The organism is Kitasatospora sp. NPDC057500 (genome assembly GCF_042802195.1).
In the GTDB taxonomy this organism is placed as follows: Bacteria; Actinomycetota; Actinomycetes; order Streptomycetales; family Streptomycetaceae; genus Kitasatospora.
The window spans coordinates 94,984-118,941 of record NZ_JBHVER010000004.1 but is presented as its reverse complement, the minus strand read 5'-3'; the positions used below and the strand labels follow the sequence as shown (position 1 = coordinate 118,941).

General features: G+C 74.2%; 20 protein-coding genes. 11 read left to right on the top strand and 9 right to left on the bottom strand.

What is annotated here, in order from left to right; translation table 11 throughout:
* Positions 1 to 79 precede the first annotated feature (79 nt).
* Together ACFU74_RS01980 and ACFU74_RS01975 are read left to right on the top strand one after the other, a co-directional pair.
* Positions 80 to 745: a hypothetical protein gene (locus ACFU74_RS01980; protein WP_380750241.1), complete on the top strand. Its 666-nt coding sequence runs from the start codon at positions 80 to 82 to the stop codon at positions 743 to 745.
* Between the two features lie 58 nt (positions 746 to 803).
* A complete protein-coding gene (locus ACFU74_RS01975; protein WP_380750238.1) occupies positions 804 to 1,172 on the top strand; it encodes a hypothetical protein in 369 nt (122 codons plus the stop codon).
* Positions 1,173 to 1,191: 19 nt separating this feature from the next.
* Here the strand turns inward: ACFU74_RS01975 and ACFU74_RS01970 are convergent, their stop codons facing one another.
* Positions 1,192 to 2,682, bottom strand: a complete 1,491-nt coding sequence (locus ACFU74_RS01970) for an FAD-dependent monooxygenase (protein WP_380750235.1) — start codon at positions 2,680 to 2,682, stop codon at positions 1,192 to 1,194.
* Between the two features lie 97 nt (positions 2,683 to 2,779).
* Between ACFU74_RS01970 and ACFU74_RS01965 the strand changes: the two genes are divergently transcribed.
* The 3 genes from ACFU74_RS01965 (at position 2,780) to pntB (ending at position 6,611) form a co-directional block, all read left to right on the top strand.
* A complete protein-coding gene (locus ACFU74_RS01965; protein ID WP_380750232.1) occupies positions 2,780 to 3,421 on the top strand; it encodes a TetR/AcrR family transcriptional regulator in 642 nt (213 codons plus the stop codon).
* A 155-nt stretch (positions 3,422 to 3,576) separates the two neighbouring features.
* Positions 3,577 to 5,148 (top strand): Re/Si-specific NAD(P)(+) transhydrogenase subunit alpha, encoded by a 1,572-nt coding sequence (locus ACFU74_RS01960; RefSeq protein WP_380750256.1) that lies wholly within the window; start codon positions 3,577 to 3,579, stop codon positions 5,146 to 5,148.
* Between the two features lie 5 nt (positions 5,149 to 5,153).
* On the top strand, positions 5,154 to 6,611 hold the full coding sequence (gene pntB, locus ACFU74_RS01955) for a Re/Si-specific NAD(P)(+) transhydrogenase subunit beta (RefSeq protein ID WP_380750229.1): 1,458 nt from the start codon (positions 5,154 to 5,156) through the stop codon (positions 6,609 to 6,611).
* Positions 6,612 to 6,672: 61 nt separating this feature from the next.
* On the opposite strand, the gene ACFU74_RS01950 is transcribed toward pntB, so the two are convergent.
* Positions 6,673 to 7,380: a DUF3152 domain-containing protein gene (locus ACFU74_RS01950; RefSeq protein WP_380750226.1), complete on the bottom strand. Its 708-nt coding sequence runs from the start codon at positions 7,378 to 7,380 to the stop codon at positions 6,673 to 6,675.
* Between the two features lie 179 nt (positions 7,381 to 7,559).
* A complete protein-coding gene (locus ACFU74_RS01945; protein WP_380750223.1) occupies positions 7,560 to 8,297 on the bottom strand; it encodes a class I SAM-dependent methyltransferase in 738 nt (245 codons plus the stop codon).
* 273 nt (positions 8,298 to 8,570) lie between these two features.
* Here ACFU74_RS01945 and ACFU74_RS01940 point away from each other — a divergent pair, with 273 nt between their 5' ends.
* Both ACFU74_RS01940 and ACFU74_RS01935 read left to right on the top strand, forming a co-directional pair.
* Positions 8,571 to 9,749: an FHA domain-containing protein gene (locus ACFU74_RS01940; RefSeq protein WP_380750220.1), complete on the top strand. Its 1,179-nt coding sequence runs from the start codon at positions 8,571 to 8,573 to the stop codon at positions 9,747 to 9,749.
* A gap of 31 nt (positions 9,750 to 9,780) precedes the next feature.
* On the top strand, positions 9,781 to 10,173 hold the full coding sequence (locus tag ACFU74_RS01935; RefSeq protein WP_380750217.1) for a hypothetical protein: 393 nt from the start codon (positions 9,781 to 9,783) through the stop codon (positions 10,171 to 10,173).
* A 17-nt stretch (positions 10,174 to 10,190) separates the two neighbouring features.
* Here ACFU74_RS01935 and ACFU74_RS01930 read toward each other — a convergent pair whose 3' ends face one another.
* From ACFU74_RS01930 to ACFU74_RS01905, 6 genes are all read right to left on the bottom strand, one after another.
* Positions 10,191 to 10,874: a pyridoxamine 5'-phosphate oxidase family protein gene (locus ACFU74_RS01930; protein WP_380750214.1), complete on the bottom strand. Its 684-nt coding sequence runs from the start codon at positions 10,872 to 10,874 to the stop codon at positions 10,191 to 10,193.
* 91 nt (positions 10,875 to 10,965) lie between these two features.
* Entirely contained in the window at positions 10,966 to 11,310 is a 345-nt protein-coding gene (locus ACFU74_RS01925; RefSeq protein ID WP_380750211.1) for a hypothetical protein, read from the bottom strand.
* Between the two features lie 269 nt (positions 11,311 to 11,579).
* Positions 11,580 to 12,785, bottom strand: coding sequence for a PP2C family protein-serine/threonine phosphatase (locus tag ACFU74_RS01920; protein WP_380750208.1), 1,206 nt, complete (start codon positions 12,783 to 12,785; stop codon positions 11,580 to 11,582).
* A gap of 75 nt (positions 12,786 to 12,860) precedes the next feature.
* Entirely contained in the window at positions 12,861 to 13,478 is a 618-nt protein-coding gene (locus ACFU74_RS01915; protein ID WP_380750205.1) for a DUF1707 domain-containing protein, read from the bottom strand.
* A 97-nt stretch (positions 13,479 to 13,575) separates the two neighbouring features.
* Positions 13,576 to 14,838: an MFS transporter gene (locus ACFU74_RS01910; RefSeq protein ID WP_380750253.1), complete on the bottom strand. Its 1,263-nt coding sequence runs from the start codon at positions 14,836 to 14,838 to the stop codon at positions 13,576 to 13,578.
* A gap of 168 nt (positions 14,839 to 15,006) precedes the next feature.
* Complete coding sequence (locus tag ACFU74_RS01905) at positions 15,007 to 16,833, bottom strand: CocE/NonD family hydrolase (protein WP_380750202.1); 1,827 nt, start codon at positions 16,831 to 16,833, stop codon at positions 15,007 to 15,009.
* A gap of 318 nt (positions 16,834 to 17,151) precedes the next feature.
* On the opposite strand from ACFU74_RS01905, the gene ACFU74_RS01900 reads away from it, so the two are divergent.
* From ACFU74_RS01900 to pflA, 4 genes are all read left to right on the top strand, one after another.
* Positions 17,152 to 18,027, top strand: a complete 876-nt coding sequence (locus ACFU74_RS01900) for a universal stress protein (RefSeq protein WP_380750199.1) — start codon at positions 17,152 to 17,154, stop codon at positions 18,025 to 18,027.
* 160 nt (positions 18,028 to 18,187) lie between these two features.
* The gene (adhE, locus tag ACFU74_RS01895) at positions 18,188 to 20,836 is read left to right on the top strand and encodes a bifunctional acetaldehyde-CoA/alcohol dehydrogenase (protein ID WP_380750196.1); all 2,649 of its coding nucleotides are present in this window, start codon (positions 18,188 to 18,190) and stop codon (positions 20,834 to 20,836) included.
* Positions 20,837 to 20,862: 26 nt separating this feature from the next.
* A complete protein-coding gene (pflB, locus tag ACFU74_RS01890) occupies positions 20,863 to 23,142 on the top strand; it encodes a formate C-acetyltransferase (RefSeq protein ID WP_380750193.1) in 2,280 nt (759 codons plus the stop codon).
* 73 nt (positions 23,143 to 23,215) lie between these two features.
* On the top strand, positions 23,216 to 23,944 hold the full coding sequence (pflA, locus tag ACFU74_RS01885; protein WP_380750190.1) for a pyruvate formate-lyase-activating protein: 729 nt from the start codon (positions 23,216 to 23,218) through the stop codon (positions 23,942 to 23,944).
* The last annotated feature ends 14 nt before the right edge of the window (positions 23,945 to 23,958 follow it).

Below are 23,958 nucleotides of genomic sequence, written 5' to 3'. Positions count from 1 at the left end.
CCGCAGGGCTGAGGCGCCCGCCCCCGCCGGAGCGGCCCGGCGGGGGCGGCTGACAGTGCCTCGTGGCACAGTTGCGCCCATGAACATCACGACCGCACTGCACAGTTGGGACGAGTCCGTCGCCCTCTTCGAGCGCCGCGGGCTGCCCGAGGACTGCTACGAGAACCTCTACGAGGAGGAGTACGACGTCCACCCGGGCGACCTCTCGGTCGAGGGGCTCCTCGACCTCGACGCCGCCGAGCCGGAGGGCACCGGCTACATCGTCGACGGCGACCTCACCGTGGGCGGCGCGATCCTCAACATCGACGACGGCTGCCCCGCGCTGATCGTCCTCGGCGACCTCCGGGCCGCCGCCGTCCACCTGGAGGGCGACGTCAAGCTCCTGGTCCGCGGGGACGTCCGGGTCGGCGCGTTCATCGGCCACATGACCGAGAAGCTGGTGATGGTCAACGGCGACCTGCACGCCCGGGTCACCGTCCTGTCCTCCGAGTTCGAGCCGGACCTCATCGGCGGCACCCTGCACGGCCCGGTGATCGCGCCCCCGTACCTGGCGCCCGACCCCGAGGCACCGCCGGTCGCCCCGGAGAGCGTGCTGGTGCCCGAGGTACTGCGCGCCGAGGGCGAGGACGACCCCGACGAGCTGCGCCACTTCGACGCCCCCGGCGTGCACGGCGGCCGGCTGCTGGAGCGCATCGAGGCCGGCCTGCCCGTCGCCCTGGCCGGCCCGGAGGCGGCCGGGCGGTAGGCGCCGGACCGCCCGGCGGGCCGGAGGACGCCCCGGCGCGGATGGGATGATGTCCGGCATGACGGATGCGGAGGCCCTCGGCGAGGGCGTGGTCCTGGACGAACTGCTGCGCGAGGCGGCAGCCGACCGGGCCGGGGCGCTGTGGCGGCTGACCGGGGCGGAGCGCCAGCTGGACGCGAACGTGGTGCGGCTGCGGCCGGAGGCGTCCGTCGCCGAGCACGTCGAAGCGGACCTGGACGTGCTGGTGCTGGGGCTCGCCGGGCAGGGCACGCTGCGCTGCGGCGGCGTGGCGCACCCGCTGGAGCCGGGCGTGCTGCGGCTGGTGCCGCACGGCGCCGCGCGTGGTGTGGTGGCGGGGCCGCAGGGCGTCGTCTACCTGACGGTCCACCGGCGGCGGCCCGGCATGGCCGTCCGGCCCCGCCCCTGACGCCCGGTCGGCAGGAGCCCTACGCCCCGAGCGACGCCAGGTACCCGGACACCGCGGCGTGGTCGTGCGGCCGGGCGGTGAGGGCGATGTGGTGGTCGGGCCGGACCAGCACCAGGGCGTCGCCGGTGATCCCGTGCGCCCGGCGGACCGTGCCGTCGGGGTCCTCGACCGGCACCGGGCGGACGTGGCCGGGCAGCGCGGCCAGGGCGGCCAGGGCGGGGCGGGCGCCCGGCCCGAGGCCCAGCAGGGTGAAGTGGTCGCCGGCGAAGCGTTCGAACAGCCGGGCCCGGGCGCCGTCGGGCCCGGCGCACGGACCGTCCGGGGCCCGGTCCCCCGCCCGAACGGCCCCGGCGAGGCGGTCGGCGGCCAGGCTGCTCCACCGGTAGCCCAGCGCCAGGCCGGTGAGGCCGCCCACCCCGCCCGCCTCGACGCCGACGCCGGGGGTCGCGGCCCCGTCCATGACGGCCGCCATCCCGGCACTGGTGACGTCCAGCGTCCAGGCCGCGATCGGCAGCCGCTCCTCCTGGTAGGTGTCCAGCAGGGCCGGTCCGGCGAGGCCGCGCAGCACGTACCCGAGCTTCCAGGCGAGGTTCCAGGCGTCCTGGACACCGGTGTTCATGCCGAGCCCGCCCGCCGTCGGGTGGACGTGCGCGCAGTCGCCGGCCAGGAACACCCGCCCCTCGCGGTAGCGCTCGGCCATCCGGACGTTGACCCGCCAGGTGGACAGCCAGGTGGCGTTGGACAGCCGGAGGTCGGTGCGCCCGGTGTGCAGCGCCGCCAGCCGCCGGAAGCCCTCCAGCGACGGGGCGACCGGTCGGCCGTCGGCGTCCGTCTCCGGGCTCGACTGGAGCTGCCAGCGGCGGGTGCCGGTGAACGGGCAGAGCATGAACGCGCCCCCCGGCCCGAACCACTGGTGCCAGGCGCCCGGGTCCAGCCCCTCGACCTCCACGTCGCCGCAGACCATCGCCGGCTCCGGGTCGCCGACGCCGACGAACGGGATTCCGAGCAGCCCGCGCACCGTGGAGCGTCCGCCGTCGCAGGCGACCAGGTACTCGGCGGCGATCCGCCCGCCGTCCGCGAGCCGGACCTCGACCCCGGCGCCGTCCTGCCGCAGGTCCACCAGTTCGGTGGCGGTCTCGACCCGCACCCCGTGGCCGGCGAGCCGCTCGCGCAGCAGCCGCTCGACCCGGGTCTGCGGCAGCCACAGGCTCGCCGCGTACGGGGTGGCGGCGGTGGGGACCGCGCCGGCGAACGGCTCGGTCTCATTGACGAACCGGCCCTCGAAGTACTTGCGGAACGGCAGATGGGTACGGCCCGCCGCCGTCAGCCGCTCGCCCAGGCCCAGGTCGGCGAGGATCTCCAGGCTGCGCGGGTTGAGCGTCTTGCCGCGCGACCCGGTGGGGAACCGCGCCGCCCGGTCGATCACCCGGACCGCCACGCCCTGCCGGGCCAGCCCGCACGCCAGGGTCAGTCCGGTCGGCCCCGCCCCCGCGATCACCACGGTCGTCATGTGCCTCGCCCCTCTCGGTCGCCTCTCCACGCCATAGAACAGCAACTCGGTAATGAAAGCAACCGAGTAACAAACATTCCTGAGTTACGCTTGTGTCATGAACCCCGACGAGAACGACACCGATCCGGGCCTGCGGAGCCTGAAGAAGCAGCGCACCCGCCAGGCCATCGCGAACACCGCCATCTCCCTCTTCCTCGCCCGCGGCTTCGACCAGGTCTCGGTGGCCGAGATCGCCACCGCCGCCGAGGTCTCCAAGCCCACCCTGTTCCGCTACTTCGCCAGCAAGGAGGAGCTGGTCCTGCACCGCTTCGCCGACCACCTCGGCGAGGCCGGACGGGTGGTGCGGGAGCGCGCCGCCGGCCTCACGCCGCTGGACGCGCTGGAACGCCACCGCCTCCGGGGACTGGCGGACCGCGACCCCAGCACCGGGATGACCGCCAACCCCCAGGCGATCGCCTTCCTCCGGCTGGTCTACGAGACCCCCAGCCTCTCCGCCCACCTGGTGGACTACCTCGACGCCGACACCCGCGCGCTCACCGAGGCCCTGGACCCGGACGGCGGCATGGCCGCCCGGCTGCTCGCCGCCCAGTACGTGGCCGTCCGCCAGGTGCTCGCCCGCGCCGTCTGGACCCGGCTCGCCGCCGGGCAGGACGCCGAGGAGGTCGGCAGGATCGCCGCCGAGGAGACCGTCACGGCCTTCGCCCTGCTGCGCGACGGGGCCGCCGCCCGAGGATTCTGAGCCCGGCCGGACACGAACCGGTGAGGCGGCTCACCGGTCGTGCCTGTCGCCACGCGGGGCCGTGGCGGGTAGGTTCCTGCCTCCAAGGGAGCGAGACTCCCAGGGAAGGCGGATCCCGCCGTCAAACGGTTTCTCCGATGAGAGAGGCACGAGTGATGACTGCACAGGGCTCCACGCACCATCCACCGCAGCGCATCGGCGTGGTCGCCGAGTCGGCCGCCGGGGAGACCCGGGTCGCCGCGACACCGTCGACGGTGCGGGGCATCCTGGCCCTCGGCTACCGGGTCGTGGTCGAGTCCGGGGCCGGCGCGGCCTCCGGGTTCACCGACCGCGCCTACGCCGAGGCCGGCGCGGAGACCGGCGACGCCTGGGCGGCCGACGTCGTCCTCAAGGTCAACGCCCCCTCGACCGCCGAACTCGCCCGGCTGCGCGACGGCGCGACCCTGATCGGCCTGCTCGCCCCGGCGCAGCGGCCCGAGCTGCTGGCGGCGCTGGCCGCGCGCCCGGTCACCGCGCTCGCGCTGGACGCGGTGCCGCGGATCTCCCGCGCCCAGTCGATGGACGTGCTCAGCTCGATGGCGAACATCGCCGGGTACCGGGCGGTGATCGAGGCGGCCCACGTGTTCGGACGGTTCTTCACCGGCCAGGTGACGGCCGCCGGCAAGGTCCCCCCGGCGAAGGTCCTGGTGGCCGGGGCCGGCGTGGCCGGACTCGCCGCGATCGGCGCCGCCTCCAGCCTGGGGGCCGTCGTCCGGGCGACCGACCCGCGCCCGGAGGTCGCCGACCAGGTCAGGTCGCTGGGCGGCGAGTACCTGGCGGTGGACGTCGCCCAGGAGGCGAGCACCGACGGCTACGCCAAGGCGACCTCGGCCGACTACGACCGTGCGGCGGCCGAGCTGTACCACGCGCAGGCGCAGGACGTGGACATCGTGGTCACCACCGCGCTGATCCCCGGCCGGCCGGCCCCGCGGCTGCTCACCGCGGCGGACGTGGCGGCGATGAAGCCGGGCAGCGTCGTCGTCGACATGGCCGCCGCGCAGGGCGGCAACGTCGAGGGCACGGTCGCCGGCCGGACGGTGGTCACCGGCAACGGCGTCACCATCATCGGCTACACCGACCTCGCCTCCCGGCTGCCGGCCCAGGCCTCGCAGCTGTTCGGCACCAACCTGGTGAACCTGCTGAAGCTGCTGACACCGGGCAAGGACGGCCGGCTGGTCCTGGACTTCGAGGACGTGGTGCAGCGGGCGGTGACGGTGGCCCGCGCGGGCGAGGTCACCTGGCCGCCGCCGCCCGTGGCCGTCTCGGCCGCGCCCGCCCCCGCGGTGGCGGCGTCCGCCGAGCCCCCCGCCGAGCCCGGGCGGCCCCGGCTCACCCCGGCGGCCCGGTTCGGCCTGATCGGCGCCGGGATGCTGGCGATGTTCCTGCTGGTCGCCTACGCCCCGGCCCAACTCGCGCAGAACTTCACGGTGTTCGCGCTCGCCGTGGTGATCGGCTACTACGTGATCGGCAAGGTCCACCACGCCCTGCACACCCCGCTGATGTCGGTCACCAACGCGATCTCCGGAATCGTGGTGATCGGCGCGCTGCTCCAGATCGGGCACGAGCGCACCCTGGTCACCGTGCTGGCCTTCGTGGCGCTGCTGCTGACCAGCGTCAACATCTTCGGCGGCTTCGCCGTCACCCGCCGCATGCTGAGCATGTTCTCGACGTCCCCCGAAAGGCGCTGAGGCCGATGACCGCCACAACGGCAGCCCACGCCGCGGACCTGGTGGCCGCCCTGCTGTTCATCCTCAGCCTGGCCGGGCTCTCCCAGCACCGCACCTCGCGCGCCGGCGTCGTCTACGGCATCGCCGGCATGGCGCTCGCGCTGGTCGCCACCATCGTGGTGGCGGCGCAGAGCATCACCGCCGGCGCCGTCGCCCTGATCGTCCTCGCGATGGCGCTGGGCGGAGCGATCGGCCTGTGGCGGGCGCGGCAGGTCGAGATGACGCAGATGCCGGAGCTGATCGCCGTCCTGCACAGCTTCGTCGGCCTGGCCGCGGTGCTGGTCGGCTGGAACAGCTACCTGGAGGTCGAGGCGCACGGCGACGCCCAGAGCGCCGTCGCCGCCGACCTGCTGGGCATCCACCACGCCGAGGTGTTCATCGGCATCTTCATCGGCGCCGTCACCTTCACCGGCTCGGTCGTCGCCTTCCTCAAGCTGTCCGCGCGGATCGCCTCGCGCCCGCTGGTGCTGCCCGGCAAGAACGCGCTGAACATCGGCGCGCTGGGCGCGTTCGTGGCGCTGACGGTCTGGTTCACGGTCAGCCCCGGCCTCGGCCTGATGATCGCGGTCACCGTGCTCGCCCTCGCACTGGGCTGGCACCTGGTCGCCTCGATCGGCGGCGGCGACATGCCCGTGGTCGTCTCCATGCTCAACAGCTACTCCGGCTGGGCCGCGGCGGCCGCCGGGTTCCTGCTCGACAACAACCTGCTCATCGTCACCGGCGCGCTGGTCGGCTCCTCGGGTGCGTACCTGTCGTACATCATGTGCCGGGCGATGAACCGTTCCTTCCTGTCCGTCATCGCGGGCGGCTTCGGCATCGAGACCTCGTCGGGCGGCGGCGAGGAGCAGGGCGAGCACCGGGAGGTCCGCGCCGAGGAGGCGGCCCGGCAGCTGGCGCAGGCCGAGTCGGTCGTCATCACGCCCGGCTACGGCATGGCGGTGGCGCAGGCGCAGCACCCGGTCGCGGAGCTCACCCGGCGGCTGCGCGAGCGCGGCGTGCGGGTGCGCTTCGGCGTGCACCCGGTCGCCGGGCGGCTGCCCGGCCATATGAACGTGCTGCTCGCCGAGGCGAAGGTGCCCTACGACATCGTCCTGGAGATGGACGAGATCAACGACGACCTCGCCGCCACCGGCGTCGTCCTGGTCATCGGTGCCAACGACACCGTCAACCCGGCCGCGATGGACGACCCGGCCAGCCCGATCGCGGGCATGCCGGTGCTGCGGGTCTGGGAGGCGGAGCAGGTGATCGTGTTCAAGCGGTCGATGGCGTCCGGCTACGCGGGGGTGCAGAACCCGCTGTTCTTCCGGGAGAACAGCGCCATGCTGTTCGGCGACGCCAGGCAGAGCGTCGAGGACATCCTGCGCGCGCTGGACGCGGAGCTCCCGGAGCGCGCGGCCCCGGCCGCCGACCGGGCCGGCGTGTAGCGGGGCGGCCCTGACGGTCCGCCGGGCGGGGGCACCGGCCCGGCGGACCGCCAGGCGGGGGTCACGGCATCGGCGTGGCGCCCGCCACGACCGGCGGCCCGGCGAGCAGGGTGCCGTCCTCGCCGTACGGCCGGCCGTTCGGCACGCAGCCGTGCAGTCCCTTGATCTGCTGCATCATCACCGGCGCGGGCGCCCCGGGGCCGGGGCAGTCGACGTGGCCCTGCCCGAGGATGTGCCCCACCTCGTGGTTGACCGCGAGGGCGTGGTACTCCTCGGGCTTTCCGGTGTAGAACTCCGACAGCTCGGTCCAGCGCTTGAGGTTGATGACGACCTGGCGGTTGGCCGCGCAGTTCACCCAGCCGCCGGTGTCCAGCCCGTACTGGCCGCAGATCCGGTCGGTGGACGCGGGGGTGGCGAGGTAGACGGTGAAGTCCACCGGGTCGGCGGCCACCCGCTGGAACGATACCGCGCCGCCTGCCGCCCACCCGCGCCGCACGTCGCCGAGGACCTGGTCCACCTCGGCGGCGAACTGGTCCGGGCTGATCTTCAGCCCGTCCTCCGCCCGCACCTTGTAGTGGTACAGCTTCTCGCCGGTCCCGAACCGCGCGGAGCCGCCGGCGGCCGTGGTGAACGCCAACGGCTTCGGGCCCTCGTCACCGGCCCACGGCTTCCACCACAGCAGCCCCGCCGCCACGGCGGCCACCACCGCCAGCGCGACGGCCGCGTACCCCGTCCGGTCGCCGAGTACGCCGGGGCCCGGGGCCTTCACCCGGCACTCCGGGCGGGGGCGCCGGGTATCACGGCGCGGTCGGGCGGCACCGGGGCCCGGTACGGCCGAACGGTAGGCAGAACAGCGGTAAACAGTACGGTCACATCAGGAACGACGCACTGCGACCGCCGCGCGGTTCACCGGGCGCCGTTCCCGGGGCGCCGGCCAGGAGGCGGCTCTCAGGGCCGCCGGGCCCCGTCCGGGGCGACGGCCGCCCAGTGCGCCGGCAGCTCGATCCGCTCGCCTTCAGGGGTGAACTCGGTGGTGGCCAGCGGGAGTTCACCGGAGTCGAGGACAGCGAGACCGGCCTCGCGCAGCACCTCCCCGAAGGCCGCGTCAGCGACCTCTGCGGGCGCCAGGCCGTGGGCGAACACCGGGCGCAGCTTCGGGGGCGGGCCGCCCGGGCCGCCGGCGAGCGCGCCGAGGACACCCTTGGCCGCCTCGGAGAGTTCGACCAGGAAGGCGCGGCCACGCTCGCCGAGCAGGGCGGCGACGGCCTCGGCGACCGGACGGCGGTCGGCCGGCTCGCTCTGGTGGATCACGCCGCGCAGGTACACATTGGCGTCGCCGAGGCGGTCGTGCAGCGCCCGCACCGCCACCGGGTCGGTGGCGTCCAGCCGCAGGTACGCGGCCCGCTCCCCCGGGTCGGAGCGCCGGGCGATCTCGACGGCGGCGGCGGAGAGGTCGGCGCCGAGGACCCGGGCGAAGCGGCCGGCCAGGAAGCGGGTCTGGGTGCCGTTGCCGCAGCCGAGGTCGACGACCGGCAGCTCCGGATCGGCGAGGTGCGGCGCGAACAGCGCGAGGTGGCGTTCGGCGGTGAGGGCCGGATCCGCGTCCCAGATCACCGCGCCCTCCCCCTCGGGCGCGTCGCGCCAGAAGCCCTCCCAGGCGTCCCGGTACCGGTTCGTCACACTCATGAGAGCCTCCCGTTCGTCACGCACGGTGCGTCCATCGTATCGCTGCGTCCGCAGCCCCGGCCGCCGTTCGGCTGCCTCCGGGCCGTCAGCTGCCGACGGGAGCCCGCCTCCCGGCCGCCCGGCCGTCGGAAATGGCCGGCCGGGGCTGTGCTCCGGGCCCGAAGTGGCCTTTACTGGAAGTGAACGCATTCGACCCGGCGGGCGGCGAAGCGTTTCACCGCCCCCGGCGGCCCACCGGTTCCACCCGGTCGCACCCCGGTAGGAGGTCGCGCCATGAGCCCGCCCTCACAGGATCAGGCCTTACCCCGGCTGGTCGTCGACGGCCCGGACCGGGTCCGCGGCCAAGTGTTCAGACTCGACGACGAACCGCTCCTGGTCGGCCGGGACTCCACCTGCCGGCTCCAACTGGTCCACCCGCTGCTCAGCCGCCGCCACGCCGTGGTCTGGTGGGCCGGCGGCCACACCACCGTCGAGGACCTGAGCTCCACCAACGGCACCCGGCTGAACGGCCACCGGGTGCACGGCCAGCGGATCCTCCGCGACGGGGACGTCCTGGGCTTCGGCCCGCTGGAGGCTCACTACGAGGAGCCGGCGGAGGCGGTGACCGAGATCGCCGACCCGGACGCCTCCGACGAGGGGACGGAGCCGCCGACGGTCACCACCGGCGAACGGCCGCCGACCCCCCGGCACGGCGCTGAGGGCGTGTCGCAGCCCGAGCCGGTGGCCGCGTTCGTCGAGACGGCCCCGCAGGAGCAGGCCCGGCAGGAGCAGGCCCGTCCGCCGGAGATGCCTCCCGAGCCGGTCTGGCCCGGACCCGCCCCGCCGGAGCCGGGCGCCGGGCCTTCCGCGCACCGCGCGCCGCCGCCCCCGGCCGCGCCGCCCCGGCCGCACGCACCGCCGCCGGGCGCACCGCCTGCGGGCGCACCGCCTGCGGAGGCACCGCCTGCGGACGCAGCGCGGCACGGGGACGACCGCCGGTTCGACGTCGGCCGGCAGGGGGCGGCGGGGAACCTCAGCAACGTCGCCGGGAGCCAGTACAACGAGTCGCCGCACTTCGACCTCGGCAACCAGGTGGCCAAGGAGAACCTCAACAACGTCGGCCGGGACCAGGTCAACAACTTCTTCCAGAACGACCACATCCAGCTGGCCCGCCGCGAGACGTTCTTCCGCAAGATCGCCGCCGCCAGGACCATGGCCCGGCACCTGCTGGTCACCGGTCTCGTGCTCGCCCTGCTCGGCAGCGCCTTCCTCGGCTGGGAGGGCTCCTACCCGGAGGTGCTGAGCGAACGGATCCAGGGCATCGCGCACAACGCCAGCATCGTGCTCGGGGTGACCGGCGCGGCGCTGCTGCTCCTCGGCGGCGCGCTGCTGATCCGCAGCGTGGTCCGCCAGCGCCGGTACGAGAGGGACGAGGAGAGCCGGCTCAACCCGGGCCCGTCGCCGTCCGGCTGAGGCGGTCCGGGTCCCTGGCGAAGGGACCGTCATGGTCTTCAACATCGGCAGTCAGCAGGGCGGCGTCGTCAACAACGTCGCCGGGAACCAGACCGTCCACGGCGGCCAGACCGGCCGTCTCACGGCGGACGGACGGGATGTCCGGGAGCTGGTCGGCGACCTCCGCACGGCCGTCGAGCAGGCCCCGCTGCCACCGGCGGTGGCCCCCGAGGTCCGCTCCGAACTCGACGCGGTGGAGACGGAGGTCGCCCGCCCCGAGCCGGACCGCGAGGCGGTGGCGGGCCGTCTCACCCGGGTCACCCGGATGCTCAGCTCGGCCGGCGCCCTGGTGACGGCCGGCACCGCCCTGATCGGACCGCTCTCGGCGCTGGCCGGCTGGCTCGGCACCCTGGGCCGCCCGATCCTCCAGGCGATCGGCGTCTGAGCCGCGCCCCGGCGGGCTCAGCCCGTGCCGAGGCGGCGGCCGGTCACCTCGTCCGGGGTGATCCGCACCCACAGCGGACGGTCGCCGCCCGGCCACGGCGTCGCGCCGGGCAGCCGGGCCAGCCGCCGCTCCTGCTCGGCGTCGTCGACGTGGTGCGCCGTGCCCAGCATCAGCACACTCCAGCCCTCGCTCAGCCGGTCGTCGATGTGGTCGGCCTGGAAGGAGACGGGCGAGCCGTCCGCCGCCGCGGCGGCGCCGCGGGGCGAGGTGCGGTAGACGATCGTCCGGCCGTCGACCGCGTAGTTCACCGGGTAGACGGTGGGCGCCGGCGTGCCGGGCAGGCCCACCCGGCCGACCCCGTGGGTGCCCATCAGGAGCCAGCACTCCGGCTCGGAGAGCGGCACCAGCAGGGGCCGGGGGGACCCCGGCGGGGGCTGCGTCTGCCCCGGCGGAGCGTCCGTCCGGCCCTCCAGGAGTTCCGCCCAGGTCATCCGCAGCGCGGCCGCGATCCGGACGAACCCGGCCGGGTCGAAGGCCGGGCCCGCCTCCAGCAGGTGCCGGAAGTAGGCCGGCGACATGGCCGCCTGGTGGGCCAGGGCCCGGTCGTCCAGGCCGAGCTGGTCACGGTGCTCGGCGATCCGGCGGGCCACTTCGGCGGCGTCCGCCCGCCGGACGGTGTCCAGGTCGGGGGTGCGGTTCATGCTCGCAGGATCCCCGCTCCCGGCGCGGTCGGCGAGGCGCCTGGGCCGTTCGGCCCTGCGCCCCGCCGGGGTGCGGGAAGCGCCGCGACGCCTACGGCACGAGAACGAGGGAGTTGATCGGCCCGTAGTCGATCGCCGGGTAGTCACCGGTGGCGCGGTACACGGGCGAACAATTCCCTCCGTCGTACTCCAGGCACTCCCGGAAGCCCGCTCCGCCGGTCTGGTTGTTGACGACCACGCGGTACCCGGTGACGTTGTCGAGGTTGTGGGCGCCGTAGCTGTAGAAGATGTTCTTGCCCAGGATGTCGCCGTTCGCCTCGCGGATGCAGACCGCTCCGCTCGGGCAGGGCGTCGCCGCCGAGGCGCTGGGAGCCGCGGCGAGGCCCGCCCCCACGGTGAGCGACAGGGCCGTCAGGGTCATCGTGATCTTGCGCATGCGTCTTCCCCATCTCTACTCGGACGGTTTCCGGTGGCACCGGTGCCCGCTCGCACCGTCCGGCCGCCCGGGCGGCGATGGCCCGGGGAAGCGTCGGAACGGCGGTCGGCACCCTCGGCGCGACGAGGGGAGTCCAGTCAGCGTGGCAGCCGTATGAACACGCACAGCCCTACATTTGGCATGTACGCGCACAAGTGTGGGGGGCGGGGATGGCCGGTATGCCGCCCCCGTGGCCGACCGGAAGGCCTTGACCCCGCCGTCCGGAAGTCCTAGGCGGGCCGCCCGGGCCGGTGCGGGTGCCACTCCGCCAGCAGGATCGTGGCGTCGTCGCGCAGCCGGTGGTCCTGGTGCGTGACCAGGGCGTGGATCAGCTGGCGCAGGGCCTCGGGGGCGGGTTCGCCGCCCGCCATGTGCTGGACCAGGGTGTCGGCGAGGCGGCGTTCGCCGAAGAGCTCGCCGGAGGCCGAGCGGGCCTCGGTGACGCCGTCGGTGTGGACCAGGATCCGGTCGCCGGGCTGGAGCCGGGCGTGGTGCACGGGCTGCGGCCCGTGCTCGTGGAAGCCGAGCCCGAGCGGCAGCTCGGCCGGGCGCAGCAGGGCGTCCGGGACGATCCGGCGGCCCCGGACCAGCAGTGGCGGCGGGTGGGCGCAGTTGACCCAGGACAGCTCGCCGGTGACCGTGTCGAGGTCGGCGACCACCGCGGTCAGCAGCCGGTCCGGGATCCACTGGGCGAGCGTGCGGTCGATCGCGTGGACGATGTCGGCCAGGCCGCCGCCGGCCCGCCGGGTGGCGCGGCAGGCGGCCAGCGCGACCGAGCTGGCGCCGCCGGAGGCGAGGTCGTGCCCCATCGCGTCGAACACCGACACGTGCAGGTGTCCGCGCGCCACCGAGTGGTCGAAGGCGTCCCCGCCCACGTCGTAGGCCGGTTCCAGGACTGCGCTGGAGGTGACGTCGCGGGTGCCGATGGTGCGGGGCGGCAGGAACGCCCAGAGCAGTTCGGCCTGGAGGCTCATCCGGTGCCTGCGCCCGGCCTGGACGATGAGATCGCTGTACGCGCTCTTCGACACCGCCAGCAGGGCGACGAGGGAGGCGAGGGCCTCGAAGCGGGCGAGCGCACCCCCGTCCCGGCCTCCGCCCTCGATCCGCAGGACACCGATCCGCTCGGCCCCGTCCACCAGCGGGTACCAGCCGACCGGGGCCGCTCCGTTGGAGAGCTGGGTCCGCTGCAGGCGGTAGGCGCGGCCGCCGAGCGTCCCTTCGACCTCGATCTCGCCCGCGCGCTCGCCGTCCCCGTCCCCGGGCAGCGGCACGAGGTGGCGCTGCTGGACGTCGGCGAGGAGGATCCCCGCGCCGTCCGCGCCCAGCCCGCGGGCCGCCTCCCGCACCAGCCCGGGGAGCTCCGCCGGCCCGTGCGCCCGCGACCGGGCGAGCAGCCGGGCCAGCACACCGCCCAGCACCGCATCGTCACCACTCACCGCCGCCCACCTCCCGTCGGATCGGCGCCTACCCAGCAACGGCCCGATCCTGCGGGGCGGACCTGACGGTCTTGGTCAGCCCTGCGGCGGGTTGCCGCTCAGCTTGCGCCGTTCCCGGCGGCCGGGGTGGCGGATGACCACTCCGCCCACGCCCCCGGAGCCGGTGAGCCGGATCAACGGGGTCCCCGGGAGCCGGTCGGGGGTGGTCGCGTCCTTCAGCCCGCCGAGGCCGGGATGCATGCCGCCGGTCTCCGCCGCCCAGCCGTCGGGGATGACGATCGTCACGCCGGAGGTCTCCCCGTACGCCTCCACCACGACCTCCGCCCGGTGGCACTCGACCCGGGTGAAGTCGATCTTCACTCCCCCCATGCCGCCGTGCGCGATCACCCGCCCGGGAACCTCCCAGCGCCCGGGGCCCCGGGACGCACCGAACGCGCCGCCCTTGAGCACCAGCGGCGGCAGGCTCCCGGACGGGCCCGGCCCCGGCAGGTCGGCGGTCAGCACGGCCAGCTCGGCGTGCGTCCTGGCCGTCAGCGCCAGGCCCACGCGCTCATCCAGCTCATCGAGGTCGATGCGCCCCTCGGCCGCCGCGTCGCGCAGCCGCTCCACCACCGCTTCCCGTTCGCCGTGGGAGGCGCGGAGTCCGCCCGACGGGTCGGGGCGCGGGGGGAGTTCCGGAGGTGGCGTCGTCATGGCCACCAGGATAGGCAGCCGCCCGGACACCCGGCCGCGGGCCCCGAGCTGACGAGCGAACGGCACGCCCGCCGCCGGGCACCCGCGGAGCCGCCGGTCAGCGGGGCCTGGCGGTGGCGGCGATGGCGGGCAGGACGGCCAGCGCGAGCAGGCCGCCGGCGAGGGAGAGGACGGCGTAGCCGGCGGCGGAGACGACGACGCCGGAGGCGAGGCCGCCGGTCGCACCGGCGATCGCGATCGCGACGTCGACCGTGCCCTGGGTCCTGGCCCGGGTGGCGAGGGGCGCGGCGTCGGTGATCATCGCGGTGCCGGAGACCAGCCCGAGGTTCCAGCCGAGGCCGAGCAGGGCGAGCGCGAGCGCGAGGAGGGCGACGGAGTCGGCGGGCGCAGCGGCGGCGACCAGGCCGGCCGCGAGCAGGGTGAGGCCGGAGCCGGCGGCGACCGCGGTGGGGCCGTGCCGGTCGACGAGCCATCCGGTCAGCGGCGAGGGCAGGTACATGGCGCCGACGTGGACGGCGATGACGAGGCCGGAGGCGGCCGTCCCGTGGCCGTGGTCGTGCATGTGGACGGGCGTCATCGTCATGATCGCGACCATGACGAGCTGGGTGAGGATCATCGTCACCGCGCCCAGCAGCAGCGTCGGACGGCGCACCCGGTCCGGCCCGGTGGCGGTCGCCGCGGCGTCCCCCGCGCCCTGCTGCTCCGAGCGCTGCAACTCGCGGGCGAGCAGCAGCGGGTCGGGGCGCAGCCAGGCGGCCAGGACGAGGGCGGCCAGGGCGTAGGCGGCGCCGGCGAGCAGGAACGGCCCGGCGAGCGCGGGGATGCCGAGGTGCTCGGCGAGGGTGCCGGTGGGGGCGGCGAGGTTGGGGCCGACGACGCCGCCGAGGGTGGTGGCGACCAGGACGGTGGAGACGGCCCTGGCACGGTGGGCGGGTGCGGCGAGGTCGGCGCCGGCGTAGCGGGCCTGGAGGTTGGTGGCCGTGCCGGCGCCGTAGACGAACAGGGCGATGAACAGCAGCACGGGGTTGTCGAGGGCCGCGGCGGCGATGACGCCGGCGCTGCCGAGCGCGCCGGCCAGATAGCCCGCGGCCAGTCCCGGTCGGCGGCCCCTCGCCTGGGAGATCCGGCCGACCGCGACGGCGGCGAGGGCCGATCCGGCGGTGAACAGCGCGCTGGGCAGCCCGGCGAGGTCGGTGGAGCCGAGCATGTCCTGGGCGAGCAGCGCTCCGACGGTGATGCCGGCGGCCAGGCCGGCCCCGCTGAGGATCTGGCCGGCGACCAGCACGGTGAGGGTGCGGCGCTGTGCCCGGGCGCGGGCGGGTGCTGTGCCGGCGGTGGCGGCTGGACCGGTGGTGCTGATCACGGGGTGGTTCTGCTTTCGGGCGGGACGGTGGGGGCCGCTGACCGGCGGGGTCGGTGTCGCCGGCGAGCAGCCCCCACCGTAGGTCGCCCGAGGAGCGCCACGGTAGTGGATCATGGCTTATGGAGGTATGAGCAACCGCTATGGGCCCGGAGCGGGCACCTCCGCTCAGCCGAGCGGCAGTTCCAGGACGGCCTCCTGCCCGGTCTGCGAGCCGACGGTGGTGGTCGTGACGACGGCGAGGTCCATGTTCGCGTACGAGTACAGCGGGTCGCGGCTGTTGACGACCAGGGCGATCCGGTGGCCGGCCGGGAGGTCGTAGGAGGCGGCCTGGAGCCGCCAGTCGACGACGGCGTTGACGTTCGGGGTCAGGTCGGTGACGGTGTACGGCTCGTGGGTGATGATCCGCGCGGTGCCGTCCGGCGCGACGTCGAACAGATAGGCCACCAGGGTGGCGGCGGTGACGTTGCTGCGCACGCTGAGCTTGACGCCGGCGGCGCCCCGGATCCGGCGGGCGACCCCGCCCGAGCCGGAGAGCGGGTCGGTCGTCCAGACCAGCAGGCGCGAGCGGTCGAACGCCGCCAGGTCGTAGGACTTGGGGTTGCCGAACCACTCCTTCTGGCCGGTCTTCATGATCGCGTCCACCGCGACGGCCTCCGTCACGGTGCCCGCCTCGAAGTCCCGCGACCAGCCGGCGGCCGGCTTGTCGGAGAGCGCGCCGTCCCCGGAGCCGTTGCCGCCCGTGAGGTACCAGGCCTCGGCGGCGGTGGTGAAGTCGTCCCAGCGCGCCAGCGGTTCGCGACGCGCCGGGACGGTGATCAGCTTGCTGCCGCCCGGGATGGGGAGGGTCTGGTAGGTGAACATCGACTGGGCGTTCACCTCCGGCCAGTCCGGCACGCCGTTGTCGGCGCCCAGCAGGTAGTGGTCCAGCCACTCGTAGGCCTCCCGCATCGGCACCGCGATGCCGGGGAACGGCAGGCCGCTCAGCAGGCCGGTCAGGCCGGGGCCCTCGGGGGCGCCGTGGTCGCCGATCCACAGGTTCAGCCGCTTCGGCACGGTCAGCCGCTGGAACGTGTCGATCACCGTGCCGACCGGGAACAGGGTCTCGTGCCAGGTGTTGGAGATGAAGGTCGGAATGCCCCGGGCGTTGGTGCGGTCCACGTACGTCTGCGGGGATCGCCGGTTGCCCCAGTCGATCACGGTGTCCAGGTTCCGACCGGCCAGGAAGTCCTTGAGGATCTCCTGGGTCTCCTCGTCGAACTTCTCCTCCATCGGGCCGCCGGTGAAGTCGATCAGCAGCCGGACGGCCTCCAGGTGCCGGGTGCCGTTGTCGTAGAGGCTGGTGGCGAGGTTGCCCCAGGTGCTCCCCGCGACGACGACGCGCACGCGCTCCGCCGGGTCGTGCGCGGCCACCAGCTGGCTGATCCCCGAGCCGTAGGAGAGACCGAGGAAGCCGACCCGGGACGGCTCGAAGTAGTCCTCCGCGTAGTCGATCACGGCGGAGCCGTCGGCCCGGTCCTTCTCACCGGCGACGTCGACGAAGCCCTCGGAGGTGGACAGCCACCCCGGGATGCCGATACCGCGCGGGGAGTAGGCCAGCACGTGGTAGCCGCGCCGGGCGAGGGTGAGGTAGGCGTGGAGGAAGGGCAGCCACCCGTACGGGTTCCAGCCCGCGGGCACGATCACGACCGGGTGCGGGTTGCCGTCGTTCAGCTTGATGGTGAGCGCGGAGAGCCGGATCTCCCCGGAGTCGCCGGGCACGGTGATGCCGGTGACGTCGACCGTACTGGCCTGCCGGACATCGGCGGCCAACTCGGCGAGCTCCGCGGGAAGTTCGACGCCCGGCTCGCCGCGGAGGGCCGCCAGCAGCGCCCGGGCCAGGTCGGTGACCGATTCGCTGGGGGTGAGGCCCGGGCCCCAGATGCCGTTCGTCGCGATGTCGATGAGCGTCGCGTCGGTGACCGACGCGATCGGGTCCCCACTGGCAGTGGTCATGCAAGCCGTCCTCTCCGCAACGGAGGCCGCCCGAGCGGGCGCCACCCGGCATCCTGATCAACCACGGTCAAAAGAAACGGACTTGGCACCGAGGTTCACTCGAAAGGGGCCACTGGCACACAGTGAGTTGACACTCGACGGACCGTCACCCGCACCGGCCGCCCCGGGCCGGAAGGACGCCCCCACTCGGGACCTTCGGCGCCCGGATGGGGCTGCTCGGACCCTGGGGACGGGCACCGGGCCGGCGGGACGCTGGTCACCGGAAGGGACCGCGCGCACCGGCGTCGCGGACCTCCGAGGACCGGGGAGGTCGTCGGCATGGCGCACAACGTGACGGTGGGGATCGACGGTTCGGCGCCCAGCGCGGCGGCGGCCGAGTGGGCCGCCCGCGAGGCCCGCCGCCGGGGGCTCCCGCTGCGGATGATCCACGTGGCGGGAACGGAGGCCGACGCGCTGGAGCGCGACCTCGGCGGCGGGACGGCGCTGCCCGGCCGGGTGGCCGACCTCTGCGACGGGATCGCCGCCGCGCTGCCCGACCTGGAGGTCACCTGCGAGGTCCAGCCCGGCCACCCGGCCTACACCCTGGCCGCCGCGAGCGGGCGCGCCGACCTGCTGGTCCTGGGCTCGCGCGGCCTCGGCGGCTTCACCGGGCTGCTGGTCGGCTCGGTCGGGCTGCGCACCGCCGCCCGCTCGCAGTGCCCCGTCGTCCTGGTCCGCGCCGCAGCCGGACCGGCCGACCGCATGCCCGGCGACACCCGGGTGGGCGACGTCGTGGTGGGCGTCGAGAGCGACCAACCGTTCGACGAGGTCCTGGAGTTCGCCTTCCGGCAGGCCGCCGACCTGGGCGCCGGCCTGCGGGCGGTGGAGAGCCGGACCACCTCCCACGACACCTACGCCACCCGGGCGCCGGTCGAGCAGGCGGATATCCGGGAGGCGATGGCCGCCGCCGAGCAGCTGCGCCTGGAGGACGCACTGGCCCGCTGGCGGGAGAAGTACCCGCAGGTCAGGGCCGAGGCCGAGGTGTGCCCGTGGAGCGCGGGCCGGGCACTGGTGGAGGCCTCGCACGGCGCCTGCCTGGTGGTGCTCGGCCGGCGGGCGGCCAAGCACCCGCCGGTCGGCCCGCACCTCGGGCCGGTGGTCCAGTCGGTGCTGCACCACGCGCACGCCCCGGTCGCGGTCGTCCCGCACGACTGAGCCCCCCCTGACGAGACCAACCGCCCTTCAGGGAAGGGACCTTCGGTCCCCGGGCAGGTCCCGTTGGGCCGATGCCCGCCCCACCCCCGAGCAAGGAACCTGGAACCGAAGGCGCCAGCGGCGCCCGATGTCGGACGATGACCCGAAAGGCAGTCCACCAATGTCGACCCGCCCGAAGCACGACGCCGAGGCCTCGCCCACGAGCGCCGCTCCCGCCCCGTCCGACGCCGTCGACCGCCTGGTCGCCGCCGCCCTCACCGCCCTCGACGAGTACGGCTCGTTCACCCAGGAGCAGGTCGACCACATCGTCAAGAAGGCGTCCCTGGCGGCGCTGGCCCAGCACACCGGCCTCGCGGTGCTGGCGGTGGAGGAGACCGGGCGCGGCCTGTTCGAGGACAAGGCCGTCAAGAACGTCTTCGCCTGCGAGAACGTCACCCATGTGATGGCCCGGACGAAGACCGTCGGGGTGGTGCGCCGGGACGAGATCGACGGCATCGTGGAGATCGCCGAGCCGGTCGGCGTGGTCGCGGGCATCACCCCGGTCACCAACCCCACCTCCACCACGATCTTCAAGGCGCTGCTCGCGCTGAAGACCCGCAACCCGATCGTCTTCGCCTTCCACCCGGCGGCGCAGCGCTGTTCGGCCGAGGCGGCCCGGATCGTGCGCGACGCGGCGGTGGCGGCCGGGGCGCCGGCGCACTGCGTCCAGTGGATCGAGGAGCCGTCGATGGCGGCCACCGACGCGCTGATGCGCCACCCGGGCGTGGCGACGATCCTCGCCACCGGCGGCAACGCGATGGTGCGGGCCGCGTACAGCTGCGGCAAGCCCGCGCTGGGCGTCGGAGCGGGCAACGTCCCGGCGTACGTCGAGCGCAGCGCGGACCTGCGGCGGGCGGTGAACGACATCGTGCTGTCGAAGACCTTCGACAACGGCATGATCTGCGCCTCCGAGCAGGCGGTGATCCTGGACGCCGGGATCCGCGACGCCGCGCTCGCGGAGTTCCGCACCCTGAAGGCGCACCACGCGAGCGCCGAGGAGAAGGCGCTGCTGGAGCGGCACCTGTTCGGCGTGGGCGACGGCGTCTCCTGCGCGGGTGCGAAGCTGAACGCCGAGGTGGTGGGCCGCACCGCCGCCGAGGTCGCGGCGGCGGCCGGCTTCGAGGTGCCGGCCGACACCTCGGTGATCCTGGCCGACTGCGAGCGGGTCGGGCCGGCCGAGCCGCTCACCCGGGAGAAGCTCTGCCCGGTGCTCGCCGTGCTGACCGCGGGCTCCCGCCGGGAGGGCGTCGAACTGGCCGCCGCCATGGTGGAGTTCGACGGCCTCGGCCACTCGGCGGCGGTGCACACCGAGGACGCGGCGTTCACCGAGGAGTTCGGGCACGCCGTCAAGGCCTGCCGGATCATCTGGAACGCGCCCAGCTCGCAGGGCGGCATCGGCGACGTCTACAACGCGTTCACGCCCTCGCTGACCCTGGGCTGCGGCAGCTACGGGCACAACTCGGTGGCGGGCAACGTCTCGGCCCTGAACCTGGTGAACATCAAGCGGATCGGGCGGCGCAACACCAACATGCAGTGGTTCAAGGTCCCGCCGAAGATCTTCTTCGAGCGCAACTCCGTCAAGTACCTGGCGAGCATGCCGAACGCGCGCCGGATCGTGGTGGTGACCGACCACACCATGGTGGCGATCGGCCACCTGGAGCGGATCCGCGGCGTGCTGGACCGGCGCCGGGAGCCGGTGGAGGTGCGGGTCGTCGACTACGTCGAGCCCAACCCGAGCATCGACACGGTGCGCCGGGGCGCGGAGCTGATGCGGGAGTTCGAGCCGGACACCATCATCGCGCTGGGCGGCGGCTCGCCGATGGACGCGGCCAAGGTGATGTGGCTGATGTACGAGCACCCGGAGGTGGAGTTCGCGGACCTCAAGGAGAAGTTCTTCGACATCCGCAAGCGCGCCTTCACCTTCCCGGACCTGGGCGAGAAGGCCAGGCTGGTGTGCATCCCGACCACCTCGGGCACCGGCAGCGAGGTCACCCCGTTCGCGGTGATCACCGACACCGCCACCGGCCAGAAGTACCCGCTGGCGGACTACGCGCTCACCCCGACCGTGGCCATCGTCGACCCGGCGCTCACCACCCGGCTGCCGGCCGACGTCACCGCCGACACCGGGTTCGACGCCCTCACCCACTGCATCGAGACCTATGTCTCGGTCTACGCCAACGACTTCACCGACGGCCTGGCGCTCCAGGGCGTCCGGCTGGTCTTCGAGAACCTGGAGCGGGCGGTGACCGCCGGCCCGGACGACCCGGAGGCCCGGGAGCGGATGCACAACGCCGGGACGATCGCCGGCATGGCCTTCGGCTCGGCCTTCCTGGGCGCCGTGCACGCCATGGCGCACACCCTGGGCGCCACCTTCCACATCGCCCACGGGCGGACCAACGCCCTGCTGCTGCCGCACGTGATCCGCTGGAACGGCTCCGCCCCGGCGAAGGTCACCGGCTGGCCCAAGTACGGCAGCTACGCGGCGCCGGAGCGCTACCAGGCGATCGCCCGGACGCTCGGCCTGCCGGCCGCGACCCCGGAGCAGGGTGTCGAGTCGCTCGCGGCGGCGGTGGAGGAACTGCGCGACCGGGTCGGCATCCCGCGCTGCTTCAAGGACGCGGGGGTCGACGAGGAGGAGTTCCTGGCGGCGCTGCCGCAGCAGGCGATGAACGCCTACGAGGACCAGTGCGCCCCCGCCAACCCCCGGATGCCGCTGCTCGCCGACCTGCGGCGGCTGATGCGCCAGGCCTACTACGGCGACCAGGCCTGAGGGCCCCGGGAGAAGGAGAGACCGAGATGACCACCTCGCAGCAGCAGGCGCGGACCGCCCCGGCCCCGGCCGGAGCCTGGGACGGCTTCCAGGGCGGCCGATGGCAGGACACCGTCGACGTGCGCGACTTCGTCCAGCGCAACTACACCCCCTACGAGGGCGACGCCGCCTTCCTGGCCGGCCCGACCGAGCGGACCCTCGCGGTCTGGCGGCGGATCACCGAGCGCTTCCCCGAGGAGCGCGCCAAGGGCGTGTACGACGTCGCGTACGACGTCCCGTCCAGCATCACCGCCCACGCGCCGGGCTGGATCGACCGGGAACGCGAGCTGATCGTCGGCCTGCAGACCGACGCCCCGCTCAAGCGCGCGATCATGCCGAACGGCGGCTGGCGGATGGTCGCGGGCGCGCTGAAGACCTACGGCTACCCGGTCGACCCGGGACTGGAGAAGGTCTTCACCGAGTACCGCAAGACCCACAACGCCGGGGTGTTCGACGCCTACACCCCCGAGATCAGGGCCGCCCGCAAGGCCGGTGTCATCACCGGCCTGCCCGACGCCTACGGCCGCGGACGGATCATCGGCGACTACCGCCGGGTCGCCCTCTACGGCGTGGACCGGCTCATCGCGGCGAAGCTCGCCGAGAAGGCGGAGCTGGACGCCGCCCCCACCGACCCGGCGCGGCTGGAGGAGACCGTCCGCGGGCGCGAGGAGCTCGCGGAGCAGATCCGGGCGCTGGGCGAGCTCAAGCAGATGGCCTCGGCCTACGGCCACGACGTCTCCGGTCCGGCCGCGACCGCCCGGGAGGCGGTCCAGTGGCTGTACTTCGCCTACCTGGCGGCGGTGAAGGAGCAGAACGGCGCGGCCATGTCGCTCGGCCGCACCTCCACCTTCCTGGACGTCTACCTGCAACGCGACCTCGCCGCAGGCCGGCTGACCGAGGAGGGGGCCCAGGAGCTGATCGACGACTTCGTCATCAAGCTGCGGATCGTCCGCTTCCTGCGCACCCCCGAGTACGACGAGCTGTTCTCCGGCGACCCGACCTGGGTCACCGAGTCGATCGGCGGCATGGGCGAGGACGGCCGCACCCTGGTCACCCGGACGTCCTTCCGCTACCTGCAGACCCTCTACAACCTCGGCCCGGCGCCCGAGCCGAACCTGACCGTCTTCTGGACGCCGCAACTTCCCCGGGGCTTCAAGGAGTTCTGCGCCCAGGTGTCGATCGACACCTCCTCGGTGCAGTACGAGTCGGACGAGCTGATGCGCCCGCGCTTCGGCGACGACACGGCGATCGCCTGCTGCGTCTCCGCGATGGCGGTCGGCAAGCAGATGCAGTTCTTCGGCGCGCGGGTCAACCTCGCCAAGACGCTGCTCTACGCCGTCAACGGCGGCCGGGACGAGAAGTCCGGCGAGCAGGTCGGCCCCGCCACCGGAGCGATCACCTCGGAGGTCCTCGACCACGACGAGGTGTGGGCGCGCTTCGACGAGCAGTTGGAGTGGCTGGCCGGGACGTACGTCCACGCGCTCAACGTCATCCACTACATGCACGACAGGTACGCCTACGAGCGCCTGGAGATGGCACTGCACGACCGGGACGTGCGGCGCACCATGGCGTGCGGCATCGCGGGCCTCGCGGTGGCGGCGGACTCGCTGTCGGCGATCAGGTACGCGAAGGTCACCCCGGTGCGCGACGCGACCGGCCTGGTCACCGACTACCGGATCGAGGGCGAGTACCCGGCGTACGGCAACAACGACGACCGCGCTGACGCGATCGCGGTGCGGCTGGTCGAGGAGTTCATGCGCAAGGTGCGCAAGCACCCCACCTACCGGGGCGCCGAGCACACCCAGTCGGTGCTCACCATCACCTCCAACGTGGTCTACGGCAAGAAGACCGGCAACACCCCGGACGGCCGCCGGGCCGGCGAGCCGTTCTCCCCCGGCGCCAACCCGATGAACGGCCGCGACCGCCACGGCTACGTCGCCAGCGCCCTGTCGGTCGCCAAACTCCCCTACGCGGACGCCGAGGACGGCATCTCGCTCACCCACACCGTCGCCCCGGACGCGCTCGGCCGCACTCCGCAGGAGCGGGTGGCCAACCTGGCCGGGGTGCTGGACGGCTACACCGCCGTCGGCGGCTTCCACATGAACGTCAACGTCCTCAACCGGGACACCCTGCTGGACGCGATGGCCCACCCGGAGAAGTACCCGCAGCTGACCATCCGGGTCAGCGGCTACGCGGTCAACTTCGTCCGGCTCACCCGCGAGCAGCAGCTCGACGTGGTCAACCGCACCTTCCACGACGCGCTGTAGCCCCGTCCGCGCGCCGCCGGTGCCCCGGGTGAACCGGGTGCCGGCGGCGCACCACTGGAGAAGGAGACCCACCATGGACGGCAGGCTGCACTCCTGGGACCTGTCCACGGGCGTCGACGGCCCCGGGACGCGCTTCGTCGCCTTCCTGGCCGGCTGCCCGCTGCGCTGCCAGTACTGCCACAACCCCGACACCCGCTACCTGGCCGACGGCCGCCCGGTCACCGCCGACGAGGTCGTCCGGGAGGCCGCCGCGTACACCGCCTTCATCCGCGCCTCCGGCGGCGGTGCGACCGTCAGCGGCGGGGAGCCGCTGCTCCAGCCCGGCCTCACCGGTGAACTCCTGCACCGGTTCAAGCACGAGCTGGGGCTGCACACGGCCCTGGACACCTCCGGTTACCTCGGCGCCCGTGCCGACGACGCCCTGCTCGCCGACACCGATCTGGTGCTGCTCGACATCAAGTCCTGGGACCGCGCGCTGTACCGCCGGGTGACCGGCCGGGGCCTCTCCCCCACCCTGGACTTCGCCCGGCGGCTGGCCGGCCTCGGCACCGAGGTCCACGTCCGGTTCGTGCTCGTCCCCGGCCTCACCGACCCCGCCGCGAACGTCGAGGGGGTCGCTGCCTTCGCCGCCTCGCTCGGCAACGTCACCCGCGTCGACGTGCTGCCCTTCCACAAGCTCGGCGCCGCCAAGTGGAGCGCCCTCGGCCTCGACTTCCCGCTCGCCGGCACCCCGGTTCCGACCGCCGACCAGACCGCGGCCGCCCGCGCCGTGTTCACCGCGCACGGCCTGTACACGGTCTGACCGACGGTCCGGCC

What these genes read in the sequence shown, in the direction of transcription:
- ACFU74_RS01980 (WP_380750241.1), top strand. Translation starts at nt 80, where the DNA reads ATGAACATCACGACCGCACTGCACAGTTGGGACGAGTCCGTCGCCCTC.
- ACFU74_RS01975 (WP_380750238.1), top strand. Translation starts at nt 804, where the DNA reads ATGACGGATGCGGAGGCCCTCGGCGAGGGCGTGGTCCTGGACGAACTG.
- ACFU74_RS01970 (WP_380750235.1), bottom strand. Translation starts at nt 2,682, where the DNA reads ATGACGACCGTGGTGATCGCGGGGGCGGGGCCGACCGGACTGACCCTG.
- ACFU74_RS01965 (WP_380750232.1), top strand. Translation starts at nt 2,780, where the DNA reads ATGAACCCCGACGAGAACGACACCGATCCGGGCCTGCGGAGCCTGAAG.
- ACFU74_RS01960 (WP_380750256.1), top strand. Translation starts at nt 3,577, where the DNA reads ATGACTGCACAGGGCTCCACGCACCATCCACCGCAGCGCATCGGCGTG.
- pntB (WP_380750229.1), top strand. Translation starts at nt 5,154, where the DNA reads ATGACCGCCACAACGGCAGCCCACGCCGCGGACCTGGTGGCCGCCCTG.
- ACFU74_RS01945 (WP_380750223.1), bottom strand. Translation starts at nt 8,297, where the DNA reads ATGAGTGTGACGAACCGGTACCGGGACGCCTGGGAGGGCTTCTGGCGC.
- ACFU74_RS01940 (WP_380750220.1), top strand. Translation starts at nt 8,571, where the DNA reads ATGAGCCCGCCCTCACAGGATCAGGCCTTACCCCGGCTGGTCGTCGAC.
- ACFU74_RS01935 (WP_380750217.1), top strand. Translation starts at nt 9,781, where the DNA reads ATGGTCTTCAACATCGGCAGTCAGCAGGGCGGCGTCGTCAACAACGTC.
- ACFU74_RS01930 (WP_380750214.1), bottom strand. Translation starts at nt 10,874, where the DNA reads ATGAACCGCACCCCCGACCTGGACACCGTCCGGCGGGCGGACGCCGCC.
- ACFU74_RS01925 (WP_380750211.1), bottom strand. Translation starts at nt 11,310, where the DNA reads ATGCGCAAGATCACGATGACCCTGACGGCCCTGTCGCTCACCGTGGGG.
- ACFU74_RS01915 (WP_380750205.1), bottom strand. Translation starts at nt 13,478, where the DNA reads ATGACGACGCCACCTCCGGAACTCCCCCCGCGCCCCGACCCGTCGGGC.
- ACFU74_RS01905 (WP_380750202.1), bottom strand. Translation starts at nt 16,833, where the DNA reads ATGACCACTGCCAGTGGGGACCCGATCGCGTCGGTCACCGACGCGACG.
- ACFU74_RS01900 (WP_380750199.1), top strand. Translation starts at nt 17,152, where the DNA reads ATGGCGCACAACGTGACGGTGGGGATCGACGGTTCGGCGCCCAGCGCG.
- adhE (WP_380750196.1), top strand. Translation starts at nt 18,188, where the DNA reads ATGTCGACCCGCCCGAAGCACGACGCCGAGGCCTCGCCCACGAGCGCC.
- pflB (WP_380750193.1), top strand. Translation starts at nt 20,863, where the DNA reads ATGACCACCTCGCAGCAGCAGGCGCGGACCGCCCCGGCCCCGGCCGGA.
- pflA (WP_380750190.1), top strand. Translation starts at nt 23,216, where the DNA reads ATGGACGGCAGGCTGCACTCCTGGGACCTGTCCACGGGCGTCGACGGC.